General features: G+C 72.4%; 12 protein-coding genes and 1 pseudogene. 6 read left to right on the top strand and 7 right to left on the bottom strand.

Annotated features, from left to right (window positions below):
• Positions 1-62: 62 nt before the first annotated feature.
• The 3 genes and pseudogenes from C9992_RS18580 to C9992_RS13940 all read left to right on the top strand — a co-directional run.
• Positions 63-1620, top strand: a pseudogene (locus C9992_RS18580) (MFS transporter); the annotation flags it as partial.
• Positions 1621-1705: 85 nt separating this feature from the next.
• The gene (locus C9992_RS13945) at positions 1706-3508 is read left to right on the top strand and encodes an aldehyde dehydrogenase family protein (RefSeq protein WP_106816254.1); all 1803 of its coding nucleotides are present in this window, start codon (positions 1706-1708) and stop codon (positions 3506-3508) included.
• A gap of 194 nt (positions 3509-3702) precedes the next feature.
• A complete protein-coding gene (locus C9992_RS13940; protein ID WP_407662249.1) occupies positions 3703-5301 on the top strand; it encodes a GMC family oxidoreductase in 1599 nt (532 codons plus the stop codon).
• Between the two features lie 795 nt (positions 5302-6096).
• Here the strand turns inward: C9992_RS13940 and C9992_RS13935 are convergent.
• The 3 genes from C9992_RS13935 to ypfJ form a co-directional block, all read right to left on the bottom strand.
• The gene (locus C9992_RS13935; protein ID WP_106816253.1) at positions 6097-7701 is read right to left on the bottom strand and encodes a DEAD/DEAH box helicase; all 1605 of its coding nucleotides are present in this window, start codon (positions 7699-7701) and stop codon (positions 6097-6099) included.
• A gap of 266 nt (positions 7702-7967) precedes the next feature.
• Positions 7968-9044, bottom strand: a complete 1077-nt coding sequence (gene pip / locus C9992_RS13930) for a prolyl aminopeptidase (protein ID WP_106816252.1) — start codon at positions 9042-9044, stop codon at positions 7968-7970.
• Positions 9041-9910 (bottom strand): KPN_02809 family neutral zinc metallopeptidase, encoded by an 870-nt coding sequence (gene ypfJ / locus C9992_RS13925; RefSeq protein WP_106816251.1) that lies wholly within the window; start codon positions 9908-9910, stop codon positions 9041-9043. Before ypfJ ends, pip begins: the two co-directional genes overlap by 4 nt.
• A gap of 428 nt (positions 9911-10338) precedes the next feature.
• On the opposite strand from ypfJ, the gene C9992_RS13920 reads away from it, so the two are divergent.
• The 3 genes from C9992_RS13920 (at position 10339) to C9992_RS13910 (ending at position 13948) form a co-directional block, all read left to right on the top strand.
• Positions 10339-11376 (top strand): malate dehydrogenase, encoded by a 1038-nt coding sequence (locus tag C9992_RS13920; protein ID WP_106816250.1) that lies wholly within the window; start codon positions 10339-10341, stop codon positions 11374-11376.
• Positions 11377-11478: 102 nt separating this feature from the next.
• Positions 11479-13341, top strand: a complete 1863-nt coding sequence (locus C9992_RS13915; protein ID WP_106816249.1) for a cation:proton antiporter — start codon at positions 11479-11481, stop codon at positions 13339-13341.
• Between the two features lie 112 nt (positions 13342-13453).
• On the top strand, positions 13454-13948 hold the full coding sequence (locus tag C9992_RS13910) for a recombinase family protein (protein ID WP_407662248.1): 495 nt from the start codon (positions 13454-13456) through the stop codon (positions 13946-13948).
• 136 nt (positions 13949-14084) lie between these two features.
• Here C9992_RS13910 and C9992_RS13905 read toward each other — a convergent pair whose 3' ends face one another.
• Genes C9992_RS13905 through C9992_RS13890 form a run of 4 tightly spaced genes read right to left on the bottom strand, consistent with a single transcriptional unit; the run spans position 14085 to position 18749 of the window.
• On the bottom strand, positions 14085-14834 hold the full coding sequence (locus C9992_RS13905) for an FHA domain-containing protein (protein ID WP_106816248.1): 750 nt from the start codon (positions 14832-14834) through the stop codon (positions 14085-14087).
• Positions 14831-16522, bottom strand: a complete 1692-nt coding sequence (locus tag C9992_RS13900) for a serine/threonine-protein kinase (RefSeq protein ID WP_106816247.1) — start codon at positions 16520-16522, stop codon at positions 14831-14833. Before C9992_RS13900 ends, C9992_RS13905 begins: the two co-directional genes overlap by 4 nt.
• Complete coding sequence (locus C9992_RS13895; RefSeq protein ID WP_106816246.1) at positions 16519-17895, bottom strand: FHA domain-containing protein; 1377 nt, start codon at positions 17893-17895, stop codon at positions 16519-16521. Before C9992_RS13895 ends, C9992_RS13900 begins: the two co-directional genes overlap by 4 nt.
• On the bottom strand, positions 17895-18749 hold the full coding sequence (locus tag C9992_RS13890) for a PP2C family protein-serine/threonine phosphatase (RefSeq protein ID WP_106816245.1): 855 nt from the start codon (positions 18747-18749) through the stop codon (positions 17895-17897). Before C9992_RS13890 ends, C9992_RS13895 begins: the two co-directional genes overlap by 1 nt.
• Between the last annotated feature and the right edge of the window lie 85 nt (positions 18750-18834).

The following is an 18834-nucleotide window of genomic DNA, read 5'->3' as shown; positions in this document are numbered from 1 at the left end:
CTGGCGCGATGAGCAATGAGGCTCCGCCGGCACCCGAGGCCGCCGGCATCCGATCCGCACGGCTGACCCGGGGCACGATCGCACGCTATGCCACCGGTTCCCTGGGTACCGGAGGGTTCTCGACCCTCCCTGGCCTCGTGCTGACCTACTACCTCACCGACTCGCTCGGCGTCGCCGCGCTCGCTGCGGGAGCCGTGATCACGATCGCGAAGATCTGGGACGTGGCCATCGATCCGGTGATCGGCGCGTTCACCGACCGCGACCTGGCCCGCAACGGCAGCCGGCGGCGCCTGATGCTCGTGGGCGCGTGTACGCTGCCGGTGCTCTTCGCCCTCACCTTCGCCGTCCCTCCCGCCCTCGGGCCCGTCGTCGCCGGCATCTGGGTGCTGGTGGCGTTCATGCTGACCGCGACCGCGTTCAGCCTGTTCCAGGTGCCCTACATCGCCCTGCCGGCAGAACTCACACCGCGCTACGACGAGCGCACGCGGTTGCTCACGTGGCGCGTCGTGGTGCTGACCCTCGCCATCCTGCTGTTCGGCGCCGGCGGTCCGGCCCTGCGGCGGGTGTCGGATGACCCGTTCGTCCAGTACCTCGTGATGGGCATCGTCTCGGGCCTCGTCATCGGCCTCGGCATGCTCGTGGCCACGAGCGTCGCCCGCCCCGCGGCATCCGCCACCCTCCCCGTCGTTTCCCGCGACTTGCCCCGCGACTTCCCCGGCGACTTGCCCCGCGCTCCCCGCGACTTGCCCCGCGAGACTTCATCCGGGCGCCGAGACTTCGGTCCCCGTACGCAGTCTCGGCGCTCCGATGAAGTCTCGCGGACCGGGCGCGGCAGGCGGGTCGAACGGCCGAGGCGAGGGCTCGGCCAGGGCGGGCGGCGGGGCGGGAGCGGATCCGGAGCACTACGCCGCGGGCCTGCGCGCGCTGCGACGCAGCGCCCCGTTCCGTGCGCTGCTGGCCACCTTCGTGCTGCAGGCGCTGGCGACCGGGCTCATGCTCGCGGGCGCGCAGTACGTCGCGACGTGGGTGCTGCATTCGCAGGCGGCGGTCGAGCTGCTGTTCGTGGCACTGATCGCCCCGGCGCTCCTCGCCGCACCGGCGTGGGGCATCCTCGCCCGTCGCCTCGGGAAGGAGCGGACGTTCGCGATCGCCAGCGTCGTCTTCGGCATCGCGGCCCTGTCGATCCTCGGCATGGCATGGGCGCCGGGCGACTGGATCTACGTGCCGGTCGGCATCGCCGGCATCGCCTACGCCGGCATGCAGTCCCTGCCGATGGCGATGCTGCCCGACGTCATCTCGCACGATGAGCGGACCGTCCCCGACGCCGTCGCGGGCGGATCGGGCCGGGCCGGGTCGTTCAGCGGCGTCTGGACGGCGGGCGAGACGGTCGGGTTCGCGCTCGGTGCGACGACGCTGTCGGTCATCCTCGCGGTGACCGGCTACGTCTCCTCGACCGGCGGTGAGAACGTCGAACAGCCGGATGCCGCGGTCACCGGCATCATCGTGAGCTTCAGCCTCGTCCCCGCCCTCCTCATCGGCCTGAGCCTCCTCGCCCTGGCGCGCTACCCGCTGCGTCGCGCCGACATCGAGACGCACGAGACGCAGTCGCAGCGTCCCTGACACTCGGTCCCGCCGACCGCCGAGCGGTGACGTAGGATCGCCGATGACGGACCGCTCGTTCCCGGTTGCAGTTCGAAGGAGAACCATGTCCCCCACCTCCTCGACGACCCCCGCGGCGCCGAAGAAGCGCCCGGCGAAGCCGCGCACCGCGCCCGCCGGGTCGGCGTCCGACGCACCTGAGCCCGAGGAGCGAGCCGCGCTGGACGAGGCGATCGACCGCCTCGAGGACGGCGCACGCGTGTGGACCGCGCTGACGCTCGACCAGCGCGCGCGCCTGCTCGGGCGCGTGCGCGATGCCGTGGGTGCGGTCGCGCAGGAGTGGGTCGACGCCGCGACGACCTCGAAGGGGCTGGAGGCGGGGCATCCGCTCTCCGGAGAGGAGTGGCTGGGCGGACCGTACGGCATCATCAACCTGCTCGATGCGCTGCGCGAGACGTTGGAGGCCCTGGCGGAGGGCCGGAGCCCGCTGGACGGGGTCCCCCTGGATCGCGCGCCCGGTGGGCGACTGCGTGCGCACACGTTCCCTCTCAACGGCACCGAGAAGTTCCTGCTCTCGGGCTTCACCGGTGAGGTGTGGTTCGAGCCGGGCGTCACGGCCGACCAGGCCCGGCGCGAAGCCGGCCTGGCGCAGCTCACACCCCGAGACTCGGGCGGCGTCGGCCTCGTGCTCGGCGCCGGGAATGTGACGTCGATCCCGGTGGCCGACGTGCTCTACGAGCTGTTCGCGCACAACCGCGTGGCGCTTCTCAAGGTCAACCCCACGCAGGACTCGCTGGTGCCGGTGTTCGAACGGGCGCTCGCTCCGCTCATCGAACCCGGGTTCGTGCGCATCGTGCGCGGCGGGCCCGCGACGGGCGCCTACCTCACCTCGCACCCGCGGATCGCGCACGTGCACATCACCGGTTCGGCGGCGACGTTCGACGCGATCGTGTGGGGTGCGTCGACGGAGCGGAAGGATGCCGAGCCGAAGCTGAGAGTGCCGATCACCGCCGAGCTCGGCGGCGTCTCCCCCATCATCGTGGTGCCCGGCCGGTGGTCCGCGGCCGACCTGAAGTTCCAGGCCGAGCACGTCGCGACGATGCGCCTGGTGAACGCCGGGCACAACTGCATCGCCGGCCAGGTCGTGATCCTCAGCGCCGACTGGCCGCAGCGGGCGCAGTTCCTCGAGGAGCTGAACGCCGCGTACGCCGCCGCCCCACAGCGGCCGGTCTGGTACCCGCGCAGCGACGAACGGCTCCAGTCCGCGGCATCCGCCTACCCTGACGCCGTGTGGTGCGCCGACCGCACGCGCGCGATCGTGCACGTGGAGCCGGGCGGCGATGCGACGGCGGTCGAGACCACCGAGTACTTCGCGCCCGTGCTCGGCGTCGTGGAGCTGCGCGGAACCGGCCAGCAGTTCCTCGACGCGGCCGTCGCGCACGCCAACGAGAGACTCACCGGCACGCTCGGCGCGAACGTCATCATCGACCCGGCCACCGAAGCGGCACTCGGCGACGGCTTCGAGCGCGCGATCGCCGACCTGCACTACGGCGACATCGCGATCAACACATGGACGGCGTTCAACTTCCTCACGGCCCGCCTCACGTGGGGCGGCTTCCCCGGCGCGAGCCTCGCCGACGTGTCCAGCGGTATCGGCGTCGTGCACAACGCGCTGCTGCTGGACCACGTCGAACGATCGGTCGCGCGCGGGCCGTTCCGCCCGTTCCCGCGATCGTTCGGCGACAGAGCACGCCGTCTGCGCCTGTCGAGAGCCACGATCCTTCCCACACCGCCGTGGTTCGTGAGTTCGCGCACCGGCGCGGAGGTGAGCGCGGGACTCACCCGCTACCTCGTCGACGGCAAGCTGCCGGGGCTCGTCAAGACACTCACCAAGGCCATGCAGGCGTGAGCCCGCAGGCTCGCGGCTCCGGCGCCGCACGCCAACGCACTGGCTTCGCCGGCGCGGGGAGCCGCCAGGGCCGCGACGGCTTGACGGGGTTCGGCCGCGACGAGGGCCCGGGGTTCGGCCGCGACGGCGGCCCGGGCTTCGGCCGCGACGGGGGCCCGGGGTTCGGCCGCGACGGCTGGGAGGCCGACTACGTCGTGGTGGGGGCCGGGTCTTCGGGAGCGGCACTGGCCGCGCGGCTCAGCGAAGATCCTCGGGTGTCGGTTCTGCTGCTGGAAGCCGGCGGCCCCGACAAGGCGCTGGAGCTGCACGTCCCGGCCGCGTTCTCGCGGCTCTTCCGCGGTCCGTACGACTGGAACTACGACACGGTGCCCCAGCCGGCGCTCGAGGGGCGCACCGTCTACTGGCCGCGCGGCAAGACGCTCGGCGGGTCGTCGTCGCTCAACGCGATGATGTGGGTGAGGGGTTTCGCCCCCGATTACGACGAATGGGCGGATGCCGCCGGCTCGTCGTGGTCGTGGGACGCGCTGGTCCCCTACTTCCGACGGGTCGAGCACACGGCCGACCCCACCGATGCGACTCAGGGGACCGACGGAGCTCAGCCGGTCGAGCAGCAGCGGGATCCCCGGCCGCACACGGCGGCGTTCCTGGCAGCAGCGCGTGAGGCGGGGCATCCGATCACTCGCGCGAACCTCCCGGCGGGCCAGGGGTTCTCGCAGACCATGGTGAGCCAGCGGCGCGGCGCGCGGGCATCGACCGCCGACGCGTACCTGCGCCCGGCGCGGGGCCGGCGCAACCTGCGGGTGCTGACCGGCGCCCTCGTGCAGCGCGTCACCTTCTCGGCCGGCGGCGACGACGACAGGCGCGCCACCGGCGCGTACGTCGACATCGCGGGCATCACGCGGCATGTGCGGGCACGGCGCGAGGTGATCCTGTGCGGCGGCACCGTCAACACGCCCCAGCTTCTGATGCTGAGCGGCATCGGCCCGGCCGACCATCTCGCGGAGCACGGCATCCCGCTTATCGTCGACGCGCCCGGGGTGGGGGCGAACCTGCAGGATCACCTCGTCGCGGGCCTTGCCCCTGCCGCGCGCGAGGGCACGCTCTTCGACGCGGAGCGGCGGGCGGAGCTGGTGCGTTACCTCGCGCGGCGCAGGGGGATGTTGACCTCCAACGTCGCCGAGGCATACGGCTTCGTCCGCACCGCCGTCGCGGACGGCGCCGGCGTGCCGCAAGGCCTTCCCGACATCGAGATCATCTTCGCCCCCGTGCCGTACGTCGGGGAGGGGCTCGTCCCCACCCCCGCACACGGCCTCACGGTGGGCGCGATCCTGCTGCGGCCGCGCAGCCGCGGGACGATCCGGCTGGCGTCGGCCGACCCGCGGGACAAGCCGCTCATCGACCCGCGGTACCTGTCCGACGCCGACGGTCTGGATGCGGCGACGATGCTCGCGGGGCTCGCGGAGTGCGAACGCCTGCTCGATACGCGCGCGCTGCGCGCCATCACGACGGGCGGCTGGGTGCAGCCCGAGGGCGGCGAGCACATGACGCCCGCCGAACGCGCCGAAGTCTCGCTCCGCCGCTACTCCCACACGCTCTATCACCCCGTGGGCACGGCCCGGATGGGGACGGATGCCGCCTCCGTCGTCGACCCGGAGCTGCGCGTGCGCGGTGTCACGGGCCTGCGCGTGGCCGACGCATCCGTCATGCCCACCGTCATTCGCGGCCACACCAACGCCCCAGCGATCGTCATCGGCGAGGTCGCCGCCGACCTCATCCGCGGCCGCCGGGCCTGACCCGTCGTCCTCGGCCGCTGACACATCGGGGTTTGGGGCGCATTCCGTACGTTCGGGGCGCACGGCACGCACCCACCCACCGCGACACCGTCCCACTGGATTGGGGCGCGAATCGTACGTTCGGGGCGCACAAAACCCGCCCCGAACGTACGGGACACGCCCCAAACCGGGGAGACGGTGACCGACAGGACTCCGCTTCCACGACGAAACGCCCCGACGCGCGAGCGTCGAGGCGTTTCGTGAAGCGGATGCTGCGCCTGGCGGCGACCGGGCGTCTCGCGCGTTCGGCGGCGGCCGGGCGTCTCGCGCGTTCGGCGCCGCCCGGGCATGGCGCGGGCTGGGGCGCAAACCGTATGTTCGCGGCCCACGGCACCCACCGCGACACCGTCCCACGGGTTCGGGGCGCAAACGGGACGTTCGGGGCGCACAAGACCCGCCCCGAACGTACGGGACACGCCCCAAACCGGGGAGACGGTGGCCGAAAAGACTCCGCTTCCACGACGAAACGCCCCGGCGCGCGAGCGCCGGGGTTTCGTGAAGCGGATGCTGCGTTTGCCCCGGCCGGGCGTCTCGCGGGTTCGGGGCGCAAACCGTACGTTCGCGGCCCACGGCACGCGCCCCGACACCGTCCCACGGGTTTGGGGCGCAAACGGGACGTTCGGGGCGCACAAAGCCCGCCCCGAACGTACGGGACACGCCCCAAACCGTGGGAGACGGTGGCCGAAAAGACTCCGCTTCCACGACGAAACGCCCCGGCGCGCGAGCGCCGGGGCGTTTTCGAGAACTGACGCTGGGTCAGCGACCGCCGCGGCGGTTCACGCCGTTGGGCCGGACGACCGAGCCGACCATCAGCTTGCCGGTGCCACCCGAGGAGGCCCGGCGGCCGGGGGTGCGAGGGTTGCCGGCCTGCTGACCGGACCGCGCGTGACCTGCGCTCTGATCGTGGCGCTGATGCGCGGCCTTGTCGCGGGCGGTGGCGGCATCACGACGCTGGCCCCCGGACTGCTGACGACCGTTGCCCTGCGCGGCGCCCTGGGCTGCCTGGCCGGCGCCGCCCTGGCCGGAGCCGCGGCGACGACGACCGCCCGAACCGGCGCTGCCGGAGCGGGCCGTGGCTGCGGCATCCGTCCCCTCGCGAGCGTCGCGCGCCGCACGCTTGCGCTGCGCGTTGGCGCCCTGGCTGGTGCCGCGCGCGGGAGCTGCGACCGGAACCGGCTTCACGTACGGGGCGACCTCGCCGACGAGTGCCGCGACCTCGGCGGAGGATGCCGTCACCGCGACGTGGTCCACCGTGATCGACGCCTTGCGCAGCAGCTGCGACACGTCGCGCTTCTGCTCGGGCAGCACGAGGGTGACGACCGCGCCCTCGGCGCCGGCGCGAGCCGTGCGGCCCGAGCGGTGCAGGTACGCCTTGTGCTCCATCGGCGGGTCGACGTGGATGACGAGCTCCACGTCGTCGACGTGCACGCCGCGGGCCGCGACATCCGTCGCCACGAGCACCTTGACGGCGCCGGACGAGAAGGCCGCGAGGTTGCGGTCACGGGCGGCCTGCGAGAGGTTGCCGTGAAGGTCGACGGCGGGGATGCCCTGGGCGGTGAGCTGCTTGGCGAGCTTCTTGGCCTGGTGCTTGGTGCGCATGAACAGGATGCGGCGGCCCATGCCCGATGCGAGCGCTGTGACGACGTCCTTCTTGGCGTCGGCGTCGGCGAGCGTGAAAACGTGGTGCGTCATCGCGGCGACGGGCGAGTGCGCCTCGTCGACGGAGTGCAGCACCTCGTTCTGCAGGAACCGGTTGACGAGCTTGTCGACCCCGTTGTCGAGGGTCGCGCTGAACAGCAGCCGCTGGCCGCCGGCCGGGGTCGCGTTCAGGATGCGCGTGACGCCGGGCAGGAAGCCCAGGTCTGCCATGTGGTCGGCCTCGTCGATGACCGTGATCTCGACCGCGTCGAGGTGCACGAAGCCCTGCTTCATGAGGTCCTCGAGGCGACCGGGGCAGGCCACGACGATGTCGACGCCGGCGTTCAGCGCGGTGACCTGACGGTTCTGGTTGACGCCGCCGAAGATCGTGGTGGTGGTGAGGCCGTACGCCTTGGCGAGCGGTGCGAGGGTCGCGTCGATCTGCGTCGCGAGCTCGCGCGTGGGTGCGAGCACCAGGCCGAGCGGGCGGCCCTTGCGGCGGGTGCCGCCGGCGAGTTCACCGCCGAGGCGCGCGGCCATGGGGATCGAGAAGGCGAGGGTCTTGCCCGAGCCGGTCTTGCCGCGGCCCAGCACGTCGCGGCCGGCGAGCGTGTCGGGGAGGGTGTCGACCTGGATCGGGAACGCGGAGGTCTTGCCGGCAGCGGCAAGCGCGTCGACGAGGGGCTGGGGCACGCCGAGCGCGCCGAAGGAGGTTTCGGTCATGGGTAGGTGTCTCCGGGCACACGGGTGCCCTGTCGGTGGCCGGGGCGGATCTCGCCCACGGGTCGCCGTACGAAAGTCATCACCGGCATCGCGCGGCTGGGCCGGGCGGCGGCGGGAGGGGAAGCGTTCTACGACGCGAGAAGCGCAGGGAAGCGCTGCAAGGTTCTCCACCCTACCAGGCCTCGCCTGTCCGTCTCCCGCGCGCCGCCCGATCCCCTCTCGGTGCGTCGCGCGACCACGCACCTCGGCGGAACACGGGTGCGGGCTCAGGAGGCGGCGGGCTGCTCGTACTCGGGTTCCGGGATGGTGGGCTCCATCGCGAGCGCGTCGGCGGCAGCATCCGCGTCCGTCTCCTGCCCGTTCGAGGGCGCTTCGGCGGCGAAGCGGTCGGTGGCGGCGCGCAAGGCGGCGGCGATGCCGGGCTCGGACGCCGAGTGACCGGCATCCGGAATCAGTTCGAACGATGCCTCGGGCCACGCGCGGTGGAGATCCCACGCCGTCATCGCGGGGGTGCACACGTCGTACCGGCCCTGCACGATGACGGCCGGGATGTGACGGATGCGGTCGACGCCGGCGATCAGCTGACCCTCCTCGAACCAGCCGCCGTGGAGGAAGTAGTGGTTCTCGATCCGCGCGAACGCGACCGCCGCGCGCGGATCGGACATCGCGTCGATGAGCTCCGGATCGGGCAGCAGGGTGAGGTTCGCCGCCTCCCAGCGAGACCACGCGACCGCCGCGGGCACGTGAACGGCGGGGTCGGGGTCGGCGAGCCGGCGGTGGTACGCCTCCATCAGCTGCGAGCGCTCGAGGATCGGGATCGGCGCGATGAACTCTTCCCACAGATCCGGGACGATGGATGCCGCCCCGCCCTCGTAGAACCACTCCAGCTCGTGGCGGCGAAGCGTGAAGATGCCGCGCAGCACGATCTCGCTCACCGCCTCCGGGTAGGCCTGGGCGTACGCGAGCGCGAGCGCACTCCCCCACGACCCCCCGAACACCTGCCAGCGTTCGATTCCGAGGTTCTTGCGCAGCAGCTCCACATCGGCCACGAGATGCCACGTGGTGTTGTGCCGCAGGTCGGCGTGCGGCTCGGCGGCGTGCGGGGTCGACCGACCGCAGCCGCGCTGGTCCAGCAGGATGATGCGGTAGCGCTCGGGATCGAAGAAGCGCCGATGCCACGGCGACGTCCCGGCGCCGGGCCCGCCGTGGAGGAACACGACGGGCTTGCCGTCGGGGTTGCCGCTCTGCTCGAAGTACACGCGGTTGCCCTCACCGGCGATCAGCTCACCGGTGTCGTAGGGCTCGATCGGCGGGTAGAGGATGTCGTCCAGGTGCTCGTTCACAGGTTTCCTCCCGCAACGGCGAACGTGTCGCACGAGGCTGGGCCGCCCTGATATCCGGTCTCGAACCACCGTTGGCGCTGCTCGCTCGAGCCGTGGGTCCAGGATTCGGGGTTCACGAAGCCTCCGGACTCCTGCTGGATGTGGTCGTCACCCACCGCGCCGGCGGCGTTGATCGCGTCGGCGATCTGCTGCGGCGTCGGCTCCTTCAGGTACGGCACGCCGTTCTCGTCCACTTGTTGGGTCATGTCGCCCACCCACGCCCCGGCGAAGCAGTCGGCCTGCAGCTCGGTGCGGACGCCGTTGCTGTCGGGACCGGTGCCGTTGTTCGGGTGCTGGTCCATGAGGCCGGTGATGTACTGCACGTGATGCCCGTACTCGTGGGCCAGCACGTACAGCTGCGCGAGGTCACCGGCCGACGCGTCGAACTGCTGCCGTAGCAGGGCGAAGAACGTGGGGTCGATGTAGACGGTCTCTTCGGGCGGGCAGTAGAACGGGCCGGTCTGGTTGGATGCCGTGCCGCACTGCGACGGTGTCTGCTGGTCGACGATCACGAGCTGGGGCGCGCGGTAGCCCTGCACCTGCGAGCCCCAGTACTGATCGAGCACGACGCTGCCCGCGGCCAGCCGGCAGGCGTCGTCGCGGTTGGCGTCGGCGCCGGTCTCGCACTGCTGGATCTCGCTCTCGCCGGCGGACCCGGTCTGGGGCAGGGCGGGCACCACACCGGACAGGTCCTGCCCCGTGAACAGCTGGAACAGCACCACGGCGATGGCGGCGATTCCGGCCAGGCCGCCGCCGGCGACGGCGACTCCTGCCCCCCGCCGCCGCGCCCTGTTGCCGCCGACGTTGGCGTTCTCATTGAACGTCATGCCGGTAACGGTACCGTGACACCCCGATCCGTCCCAGGAACCGCCCCGTTTCTTCCCGCCCGGCCCTCGCCCCTCGCGCCCCGCGCCGCCCGCTTGCCCCGCACCCGGCGGTTTGTGCGGAGAACACGCCGTTGTGGGAGTGCTCGTCGCGGCGTGTTCTTCGCACAACGGATGGAGGGGGCCCGGCCCCGCGCCCCCGGCGGTTTGTGCGGAGAACACGCCGGTGTGGGAGTGCTCGTAGCGGCGTGTTCTTCGCACAACGGATGGAGGGGGCCCGGCCCCGCGCCCCCGGCGGTTTGTGCGGAGAACACGCCGTTGTGGGAGTGCTCGTAGCGGCGTGTTCTTCGCACAAACGGATGGATGAGAGGGCCACCACGAACCGAGGGGCCGCACCAACGGATCGGGCGGGCCGGGAATAGGCTCGCGGTATGGCGAGCGAACCCACCACCGTGACCATCACCGGCGCCGGCGGGCAGATCGGCTATGCGCTCATGTTCCGCATCGCGGCGGGCGACATGCTCGGACCCGACCGGCCGGTGCGGCTGCGGCTCCTCGAGATCCCGCAGGGCATGCGATCGGCCGACGGCGCCGCCCTGGAGCTGCAGGACTGCGCCTTCCCGCTCCTTCACGACGTCGAGGTGACCGACGACCCGCTCACGGCCTTCAACGGCACGCGGATCGCGATGCTCGTCGGGGCCCGACCGCGGACGGCGGGCATGGAGCGTGCGGACCTGCTCGCCGCCAACGCCGGCATCTTCGGCCCCCAGGGCGACGCGATCGGCGCGGTGGCCGACGACGACGTGCGCGTGGTCGTCGTGGGCAACCCGGCGAACACCAACGCCCTGATCGCGGCGGCCGCGGCCTCACCCGACGTCCCCGCGGACCGCTTCACCGCGCTCACCCGCCTCGATCACAACCGCGCCGTCGGGCAGCTCGCCGAGGTCCTCCAGGTCGGGCCGGGAGAGATCGCCGACGTCGTGATCTGGGGCAACCACTCGGCGTCGCAGTTCCCCGACGTCTCGCACGCCACGCTTCGGCAGGCGCGAGGACGGGAGAACGGGATGCCGGTGCTCGACGCACTGGCGGAACGACTGGGTGGACGCGAGGCGGCGACCGCGTGGCTCGACGAGGTCTTCATCCCCCGGGTCGCGCAGCGCGGCGCCGAGATCATCGACGTCCGCGGCTCGTCGTCGGTCGCCTCGGCCGCCAACGCGGCGATCGACCACGTGCGCGACGAGCAGCTGGGTACCCGCGGCGTCACGTCCGCGGCCGTCCTCTCGCGCGGTGAGTACGGCGTGCCCGAGGGTCTGGTGTGCTCGTTCCCGGTGACCTCCCGCGGCGACGGAGAGGGCTACCGCATCGTCGAAGGGCTCGAGGTCGATGACCGCGCCCGCGGACGCATCGAGGCATCCGTCGCCGAACTCGTCGCCGAGCGCGACGCCGTGCGCGACCTCGGCGTCCTCTGACCGCGCCCTGGCTTCACGACCGTCCCGATCTGCGCGACCATCGCGCCGCGGCCCCGAGGCGGCGACGATCGGCCCGGCCAGGGCGGCAATAGGCTCTGACACGTGGAAGCGCTGATCGTCATCATCCTCGCGGTGCTGGTCATCGCGCTGACGACGGCCATCGCCCCCAAGCTCGGCATCGCCGGTCCGCTGATCCTGGTGCTCATCGGCGGCGGGATCAGCCTGCTGCCGTTCGTCCACATCCCCGAGATCGACCCTGAGCTGATCCTCGTCGGCGTGCTGCCGCCGCTGCTGTACTCGGCCGCTGTCGCACTGCCGGCCATCGAGTTCCGCCGGGATTTCGGGCCGATCGCCGGGCTGTCGTTCCTGCTCGTCATCATCAGCTCGGTGGTGCTGGGACTGTTCTTCATCGCCGTCATCCCCGGCATCCATCCCGCCATCGCCGTCGCTCTCGGCGCGATCCTCAGCCCCACCGACGCCGTCGCCACCTCGATCGTGAAACGCCTGGGCGTCTCACGCCGTGTCGTGACGATGCTCGAAGGCGAGAGTCTGCTCAACGACGCGACCGCGCTGGTGCTGCTGCGCACGATGATCGCCTCCGTCGCCGTCGCGACGAGCATCACCGGAGACGAGCGGGTGGGCGTCGGATTCCTCCCCGCGTTCGCGTGGGGCCTCGTGGTCGCGGTCGTGGTCGGCGCGGTCGTCGGGGTGCTCAACCTGCGGCTGCGGGCGCTCATCAAGAACTCGGCCGCGAACACGGCCATCGGGTTCGTCGTGCCGTTCATCGCCTACATCCCGACTGAGGAGCTGAACGGGTCGGGACTGGTCGCGGCGGTCGTGGCCGGCATCGTGACCGGGCAGGGGGCGGCGCGCTGGTTCACCCCCGAGCAGCGACGCTCCGACGAGCACAACTGGCACACGATCGAGCTGGTACTCGAGGGGGCCGTCTTCCTCGTGATGGGGCTCGAGCTGCGCGACATCGTCACGCAGAACATCCGGGACCACAACGGCCTCGGCACCGGCATCGCCATCGCGGCGGGGGCGCTCGCGATCATCCTCCTGGTGCGAGCGGTGTACGTGTCGCTCGTGGTCTGGCTGCAGAGCCGGCGCGCCCGCGGCCGGCAGCGCAGTCGCCTCGAGGCGATGTCACGGCGGATCGACCAGCTCGCAGCGGGCGAGATCGGCGGTCCGAACGCGGGCGTCTCACCCGGAACGGATGCCGCGACGCGGCGTTCCCTGCGCCGCGACACCGCATCGACCGACGACGGCCGGGCGACGGCATCCCGTCCTCGCCGTCGCCGTCGCGCGGCGCCCGACCCGAACAGTCCGCACGTGCAGCGCCGGCTCGACGCGATGCGCGCGCGGATCACCCGCGTGCTCAACGACCTCGACTACTACCAGGCGTCGCCGCTGGGATGGAAGCACGGGGCGATCATCGTGTGGGCGGGGATGCGCGGCGTCGTGACACTGGCGGCCGCCCAGACGCTCTCGCGCGAAGAGACGACGGACCGGGCGCTGTTGGTGTTCATCGCGTTCGCGGTCGCCGTGGGCAGCCTGATGCTGCAGGGCTTCACGCTTCCCGGGCTGGTGCGGCTGCTGCGTCTGGACCGGCCGTCGGACGACGGCCTCGATCGCGCGGAGCAGTCGGCGCTCGACGACGAGCTGCGGGATGCCGCGGTCGCCGCGCTCTCGGCCCCCGAGCTGCGCCGGCGCGATGGCAGCGTGTTCCCCGCCGACCTGGTCGAGCGCGTCGGCTCGCGCATGATCGACCCTCCCGACGACGCCGACGCCTTTCCGACCCGGGACCTGCTGGAGCTGCGGCTGGCGATGATCGAGGCCATGCGCGCACGGCTGAACCGACTCTCGTCGGGCGGCCAGTACAGCACGCCGGCTCTGCGGCGCGCGCTCGCCGAGCTCGACGCCGACCAGCTGAGCCTCGAACTGCGTCTGGACGACGAGGACTGAATCACGCGTCCCGTCGCGACCCGCAGCGGCTTCGCGCGTCCGTCGTGGCGCAGGACCGCGAGGCGCGACACCGTCGCAGATGAGACAATGAGGCCGAGCGAAGGGGCCTCAGATGAGCGACACGACCATGAAGACGCCGGATGCCGCGCACACGCACGCGGCGTCGACGCCCGGGTCGACCGCGCCCGAGACCGCACCGCTGCACCTTCCGCACCCGGCCGCCGAGTGCCCGAAGTGCTTCACCGAGCTCCAGCAGGACCGCAACTGGTGGCTCGCACAGCCCGCCGGATCCCGGCTGGTCGGCCTCGTGGTCGCGCGGGAGGACATGCCGTCGGTCGTCGAGCAGCGCAACGACCTGACGCGGTTCGGTGTGCCGATCGAAGGCTTCCGCCACCCCGCTCCCGAGACGCTCGAGTCGTGGGAGGAGCGGCTGGTGCGGCTGTTCGGAACGCTGCGCCGTGGTGACGTGCTGGTGGTCGCGAACGTGCACGCGCTCGGGCGCGACATCGACGAGGAGACCCGAACCGTCGCCGAACTGCACCGCCGCGGTGTCGTGGTCAAGGTCGTGAGCCACGGCGGACGGCACCTATACGACGCGGGCCGCTGAGCGGTCGGCTCGAGCCCCGTCACACGGAGTGAGCGGCCGGCGAGGCTTCGTCGCTCTGCGTGAGCGGCCGCTCGGGCCCCGTCCCGCCGTGAGCTCGGGCCCCGTTCCCGCTGCGAGCTCAGGCCCCGCTACGGGCTCAGGCCTCGTCGCCGTTCCCGTCGCTCTCGCCGCGGAGGGAGCGAGCGTGCTCCTCGTCCAGGAGCGGCAGGTCGTCGCGGGTGACCAGTCGTGCGGCCAGCGCGTGCTCGACGAGCCGCACACGACGGTTGGTCGCGTACGACCGGACGCCTCCCCGCATGCCGGGCACGCCGATGCGGTCGAGCTTGTCGCACACGTTGTCGAGCTTGCGGTTGAAGCGCGTGAGCGTCCAGCCCAGCCGCTCGGCCGCCTGCGCCGACGTCGGAAGCTCGCTCATGCCGGTGCCCTCGCGGCGCAGCACCGGCTCGGCCAGCGCCAGGATCATCACGCGCTGACTGTGGGTGAGCGGCACGTCCCCGATCGTGCTGAGGCCGTCGTCGTCGGTGGCCGGCTGCGTGTCGCGGAAGGTGGGCTCGGCGGCGTGGATGGTGAGCTCGTAGGTCGTGGGTCCGGCGCTGAAGATGACCGAGGTGGCGGCGAACACCAGCGGCAGGCGGGCACCCGGTGCGAGCCAGGCCTGCACGCGCCCCCCGGTGTCGGTGACGGTCGCCGACAGACGCGAGCCCACGTTCGACAGCAGCCACAGTCCGTCGACGTTCTGGATCGTCAGGAAGTTGCGGTGCAGGAAGCGGTTGTCGTCGATCGCAAGGTCGCCTTCGCGACCGACGGTGAAGACGGTGCCCGGCGCGACGGAGAACTCCTCGCCGGCGAACTCGATCGTGAGGGCGTCGGCTGTAGTCGCGGTCACGGCACACACCCCCGGGTGGGCTCGGGCTGGAACTGCCCGTTCGCGCGCACGAGGGTGACGTCGACGCACGTCTCACCCGGCCCCGCCGGCACGGTGATCTCGGCGGTGTCGACGGACTCGCTTCCCGCGGCGGGATCGGCGAGCATCGGCTGGTCGACGATGTACGTGTCGCCGTCCTCCGGGTCCGGGTTGGTCCACGTGAAGCGCACGCCGCCCTCGACCACCGAGCCGGTCACGTCCTCGACGGAGGGCACGACCATCGGCACCGGGTCCTGAGGCTTCGACGTCGGCGTCTGCTGCGTGTCAGGCTCGTCGGTCGCGCCGGAGAGGATGCCGGGAAGCGACACCCCGATGATCACGGCGATGATCACGAGGGCCGCCGCGCCGAGGCCGATCCAGAGCCCGGTGCGCCGCGGGCGCTGCGGCGCCGATTCGCCCGGCGCCGGGGATGCCGCGGCCGCCTCGAATGCCGGGACGGATGCCGCGGACGCCGCGTCGCCATGATCGTGGCCCTGATCCGGGGCATCCGTCTCTTCCCCGGCGCGTGCCGCGGGCGGGCGGATCACCGTCTCGTCGAGCGACACCGGCAGGGCGGGGGTGCGCAGCACCGTCTGGTCGTACGCCGGCGCCTGCCGGGCGATCGTCTCGGCTTCGAATGCACCCGCATCCGCACGAGGCCCGAAGGCGCCGCTCGGGGCCGTCGTGGCCGACGGTCGGGTGGGCCCCGCGGCGGGAGCGGTCTCGGGGTTGATGCTGACGACACCGCGCACTCGCGTGAGTCCGTCGTCCTCGTCCTCTTCGACATCCTCGGGCACATGGTCGTCGAGGATGTCGATGGGCGTGACGGAGTGCGACAGCTCGATCTGGACCGTCTGCAGCGCACGGGCGAAGGCTAGTGCGCTCTCGTAGCGGTCCGCGGAGGACTTCGCCATGGCGCGCTCGAGCACGCGCTGCAGTGAGGCTGGCACGTCGGCGCGTCCGAGTGCGGGGAGCGCCAGCGTCTCGATGCGGTGGATGAGCTCGGCCGCCGTGTTGCGCTGACCGGGCAGCTCGAAGGGCGACCGGCCCGCCAGCAGCGTGTACACGGTGGCACCGAGGGCGTAGACGTCGGAGCGCGGGTCGCTGCGCGGCACGTCCGCGAACGACTCCGGCGGAGACCATGGGATGGAAAGGCCCGCCGACTCGGCCGCCGCACTCGTCGTCGACGCGATGCCGAAGTCCGTGAGCGCGGGCCGGTTGTACTCGGTGACCAGGATGTTCGCCGGCTTGATGTCACGATGCAGCACGCCCGCGCGGTGCGCCGTCTCCACGGCGGCGGCGACCTGGACGCCCACACGCAGCGACTCGGCGATCGAGAACGGCTCACGCCGGTAGCGCACCTGCAGGTTCGGCCGCGGGCAGTACTCCATCACGAGGTACGGCCGGCCGTCGGTGGCCACGCCCGCCTGGTAGATCGTGACGATGGCCGGATGCGTCGACAGCATCGCCATGACGTTGGCCTCGGCGGTGAACTCCTCGACCGATCCGCTGGACATGCGGTCGGTGAGCAGCACCTTGACGGCGACCCGCCGCTTGGGCAGTTGCTGCTCGTAGAGGTAGACGTCGGCGAAGCCGCCGGAGCCGAGCAGGTCGACGTAGGTGAAGCCGGGAAGGTCCGGCGGCGCCATGGGCGCGCGTTTCGCGCTCACGAGATCCCCTCGACGACGACGGTGATGCCGTCGCCGAGATCCAGGATGTCACCGGGAACGACGACGGTTCCCTCGCCAGGGTGCAGGCGGACGGGATCAGCCCCCGCTCGCAGGAGCGTCGTGCCGTTGGTGGTGTGCAGATCGGTCGCGACGATGCTCTCCCCTTCCACGCGCAGCTCCACGTGGCTGCGGGAGATGTCCTGCTGCGGGCTGTCCACGGCGACCAGGTGGGGAAGGTCCGTGCCGCTGACCCGCGTGGAACGCGGACGACGGCCGATCACGACCGTGCGATCGAGCGTGATCACCTGCCCCGTCGAGACACGCAACCGGCCGGGCGCCGGCGGGCGCGGCGGAGCGAGCGAGTCCAGGGGCGCCGACGCCTCGCCGGCCCCAGTCTGGGCGGCCGCGTCACGCAGCGCACGCGCCTGCGCCAGCGAGATCGTGGCGCCGTCGTGGTCGCCGGTCAAGCCGGCGGGTGCCCCAGCCGCCCCGGCCGTGGCGTCGGCGGCGCCTTCCGCCGACTCGACCGACCGGATCACCGTCGCGCCCCACAGCTCGTCATACCCGGTGGTGGCCGCACCCTCCGGCAGCGCCTCGTGCGGCGAGAGCGCCGAGTCCGAAGGCAGCAGCGTCTCGGCGTCGACGACGGACGGCACGGATCCGGAGTCGATGAGGCCGGTCGGGTCAGGGGACGGCGCCTCGGCCGGCGGTGCGACGGCAGCGGAAGACCGTCGTCCGCGGATCGGTCCGGGCGCCACCGGGACGTCGAGATCCACCGAACCGGAGGCGACAGGACCGGAGGCGTTCGGACCGGAGGCAACCGGCGCGGATGCCGCGACGGACGCCGTGGCAGGGGATGCCGGCACGGCAGCCGCGGGCGGAGCGGATGCCGCGGACGACGGCTCGTGCGCGGCGGGACCGGCGACCGGGGCGGCGGCATCCCACACCACCGCGGCGGCGAGGACGATCCCGTCGCCGATCTCGAACTCGGCGGGAGGCGACGGGGCGCGTTCGCCCGTGATCAGCGTGACTCGCGCGGCGCCGGGGAGGACGCGCTCGGTCCATGTGGTGACTCCGGCACCGGTGATGTGCTCGGCTCCGCCCGGTGCGCCGATGTCGAAGGAGAATCCGCCACGGACGGCGACGCGCACGCCGTCCGCATCAGCCAGGGCCACCGCGAAGGCGGGGATGGCGGTGAGGGATGCCCCGTACGCGCCGGTGAGCGCCTCGATCACGCCCCCGAGGCCACGGCCGTCGGCGAGCAGGGCGCGGACGCGGGCCAGCAGGGCCGCCGACGCGCCCGCCTCGAGCGCCGCGAACCCGTGCGGGGTGACCGCGATGGGCGTCGTTCCCGGGGCGTACAGCGTCGGCATCAGAATCCTCCCGTGGCCACCGCGCGCGGAAGGGTGTCGCCGTCGATGTCGATGACGTCGTCCGCCGTGGGGCCCACCGGCACCGTATCGCGTTCGCGGTCGCGGTTCGCGCGCGAGCGGACGGCGAGCGCGTCGACGACCAGGGCGGTGATGTTGTCGCGACCGCCGCGCACCATCGCCTCGTGCACCAGCCGCGTCGCCGCCGATTGCGGGTCGGCCTCGGCCAGCAGGATCCCGTGGAGCGTCTCGTGCTCGAGCTCGCCCGAGAGGCCGTCGGAGCACACGAGGATGCGATCGCCCTCCTCGGCCGGGATCAGCCAGTAGTCCGGCCCGGCGTCGCTTCCGGCGCCGATGGCGCGCGTGATCACGTTGCGCCGGGAATCGCGCTGCGCCGCCTCGGCGGCGAGCTGGCCGCTGTCGACGAGCTCCTGCACGACCGAGTGGTCCACGCTCACCTGCTCGAATCGTCCTTCGCTGAGCCGGTACGTGCGCGAGTCGCCGAGGTTGATGGCCAGCCAGTAGCCCTCGCCGTCGATGTCGGCGATGACCACCCCGGTGAGCGTCGTGCCCGCCCCCGCACCGCCGCCCGGCGGCAGCGCGTCGACCCGGCGGCGCGAGGCGGCGACAGCGGCCTGCAGGTCGTCGATCGTCAGGCTCGCCCGCCCGCTGAACGCGGCGAACTCGTCGATCACCGCGGCGCTCGCGATCTCGCCGGCGTTGTGGCCGCCCATGCCGTCCGCGACGAGGAAGAGCGGAGAGGCGGCGATGTACGAGTCCTCGTTGATCCGGCGGCGCAGACCGGCGTCGGTGGCCGCTCCGAAGGCCACGGCGATGGGTGCGTCGGCGGCGCTCATCAGGCCGCCCCCACCGTGACGCGCCGATCGCCGAACTCCAGCGCGTCGCCGACCCGCAGCGTGGTCCTCACGCCGGGGACGAGCG

The organism is Microbacterium timonense (assembly GCF_900292075.1).
In the GTDB taxonomy this organism is placed as follows: Bacteria; Actinomycetota; Actinomycetes; order Actinomycetales; family Microbacteriaceae; genus Microbacterium; species Microbacterium timonense.
This window is presented reverse-complemented; position numbering and strand designations above follow the sequence as displayed.

Excerpts from the sequence above, each read along its gene's own strand:
- C9992_RS13920 (WP_106816250.1), top strand. The coding sequence starts at position 10,339 with ATGGCGAGCGAACCCACCACCGTGACCATCACCGGCGCCGGCGGGCAG.
- C9992_RS13935 (WP_106816253.1), bottom strand. The coding sequence starts at position 7,701 with ATGACCGAAACCTCCTTCGGCGCGCTCGGCGTGCCCCAGCCCCTCGTC.
- C9992_RS13945 (WP_106816254.1), top strand. The coding sequence starts at position 1,706 with ATGTCCCCCACCTCCTCGACGACCCCCGCGGCGCCGAAGAAGCGCCCG.
- ypfJ (WP_106816251.1), bottom strand. The coding sequence starts at position 9,910 with ATGACGTTCAATGAGAACGCCAACGTCGGCGGCAACAGGGCGCGGCGG.
- C9992_RS13895 (WP_106816246.1), bottom strand. The coding sequence starts at position 17,895 with ATGCCGACGCTGTACGCCCCGGGAACGACGCCCATCGCGGTCACCCCG.
- C9992_RS13910 (WP_407662248.1), top strand. The coding sequence starts at position 13,454 with ATGAGCGACACGACCATGAAGACGCCGGATGCCGCGCACACGCACGCG.
- C9992_RS13890 (WP_106816245.1), bottom strand. The coding sequence starts at position 18,749 with ATGAGCGCCGCCGACGCACCCATCGCCGTGGCCTTCGGAGCGGCCACC.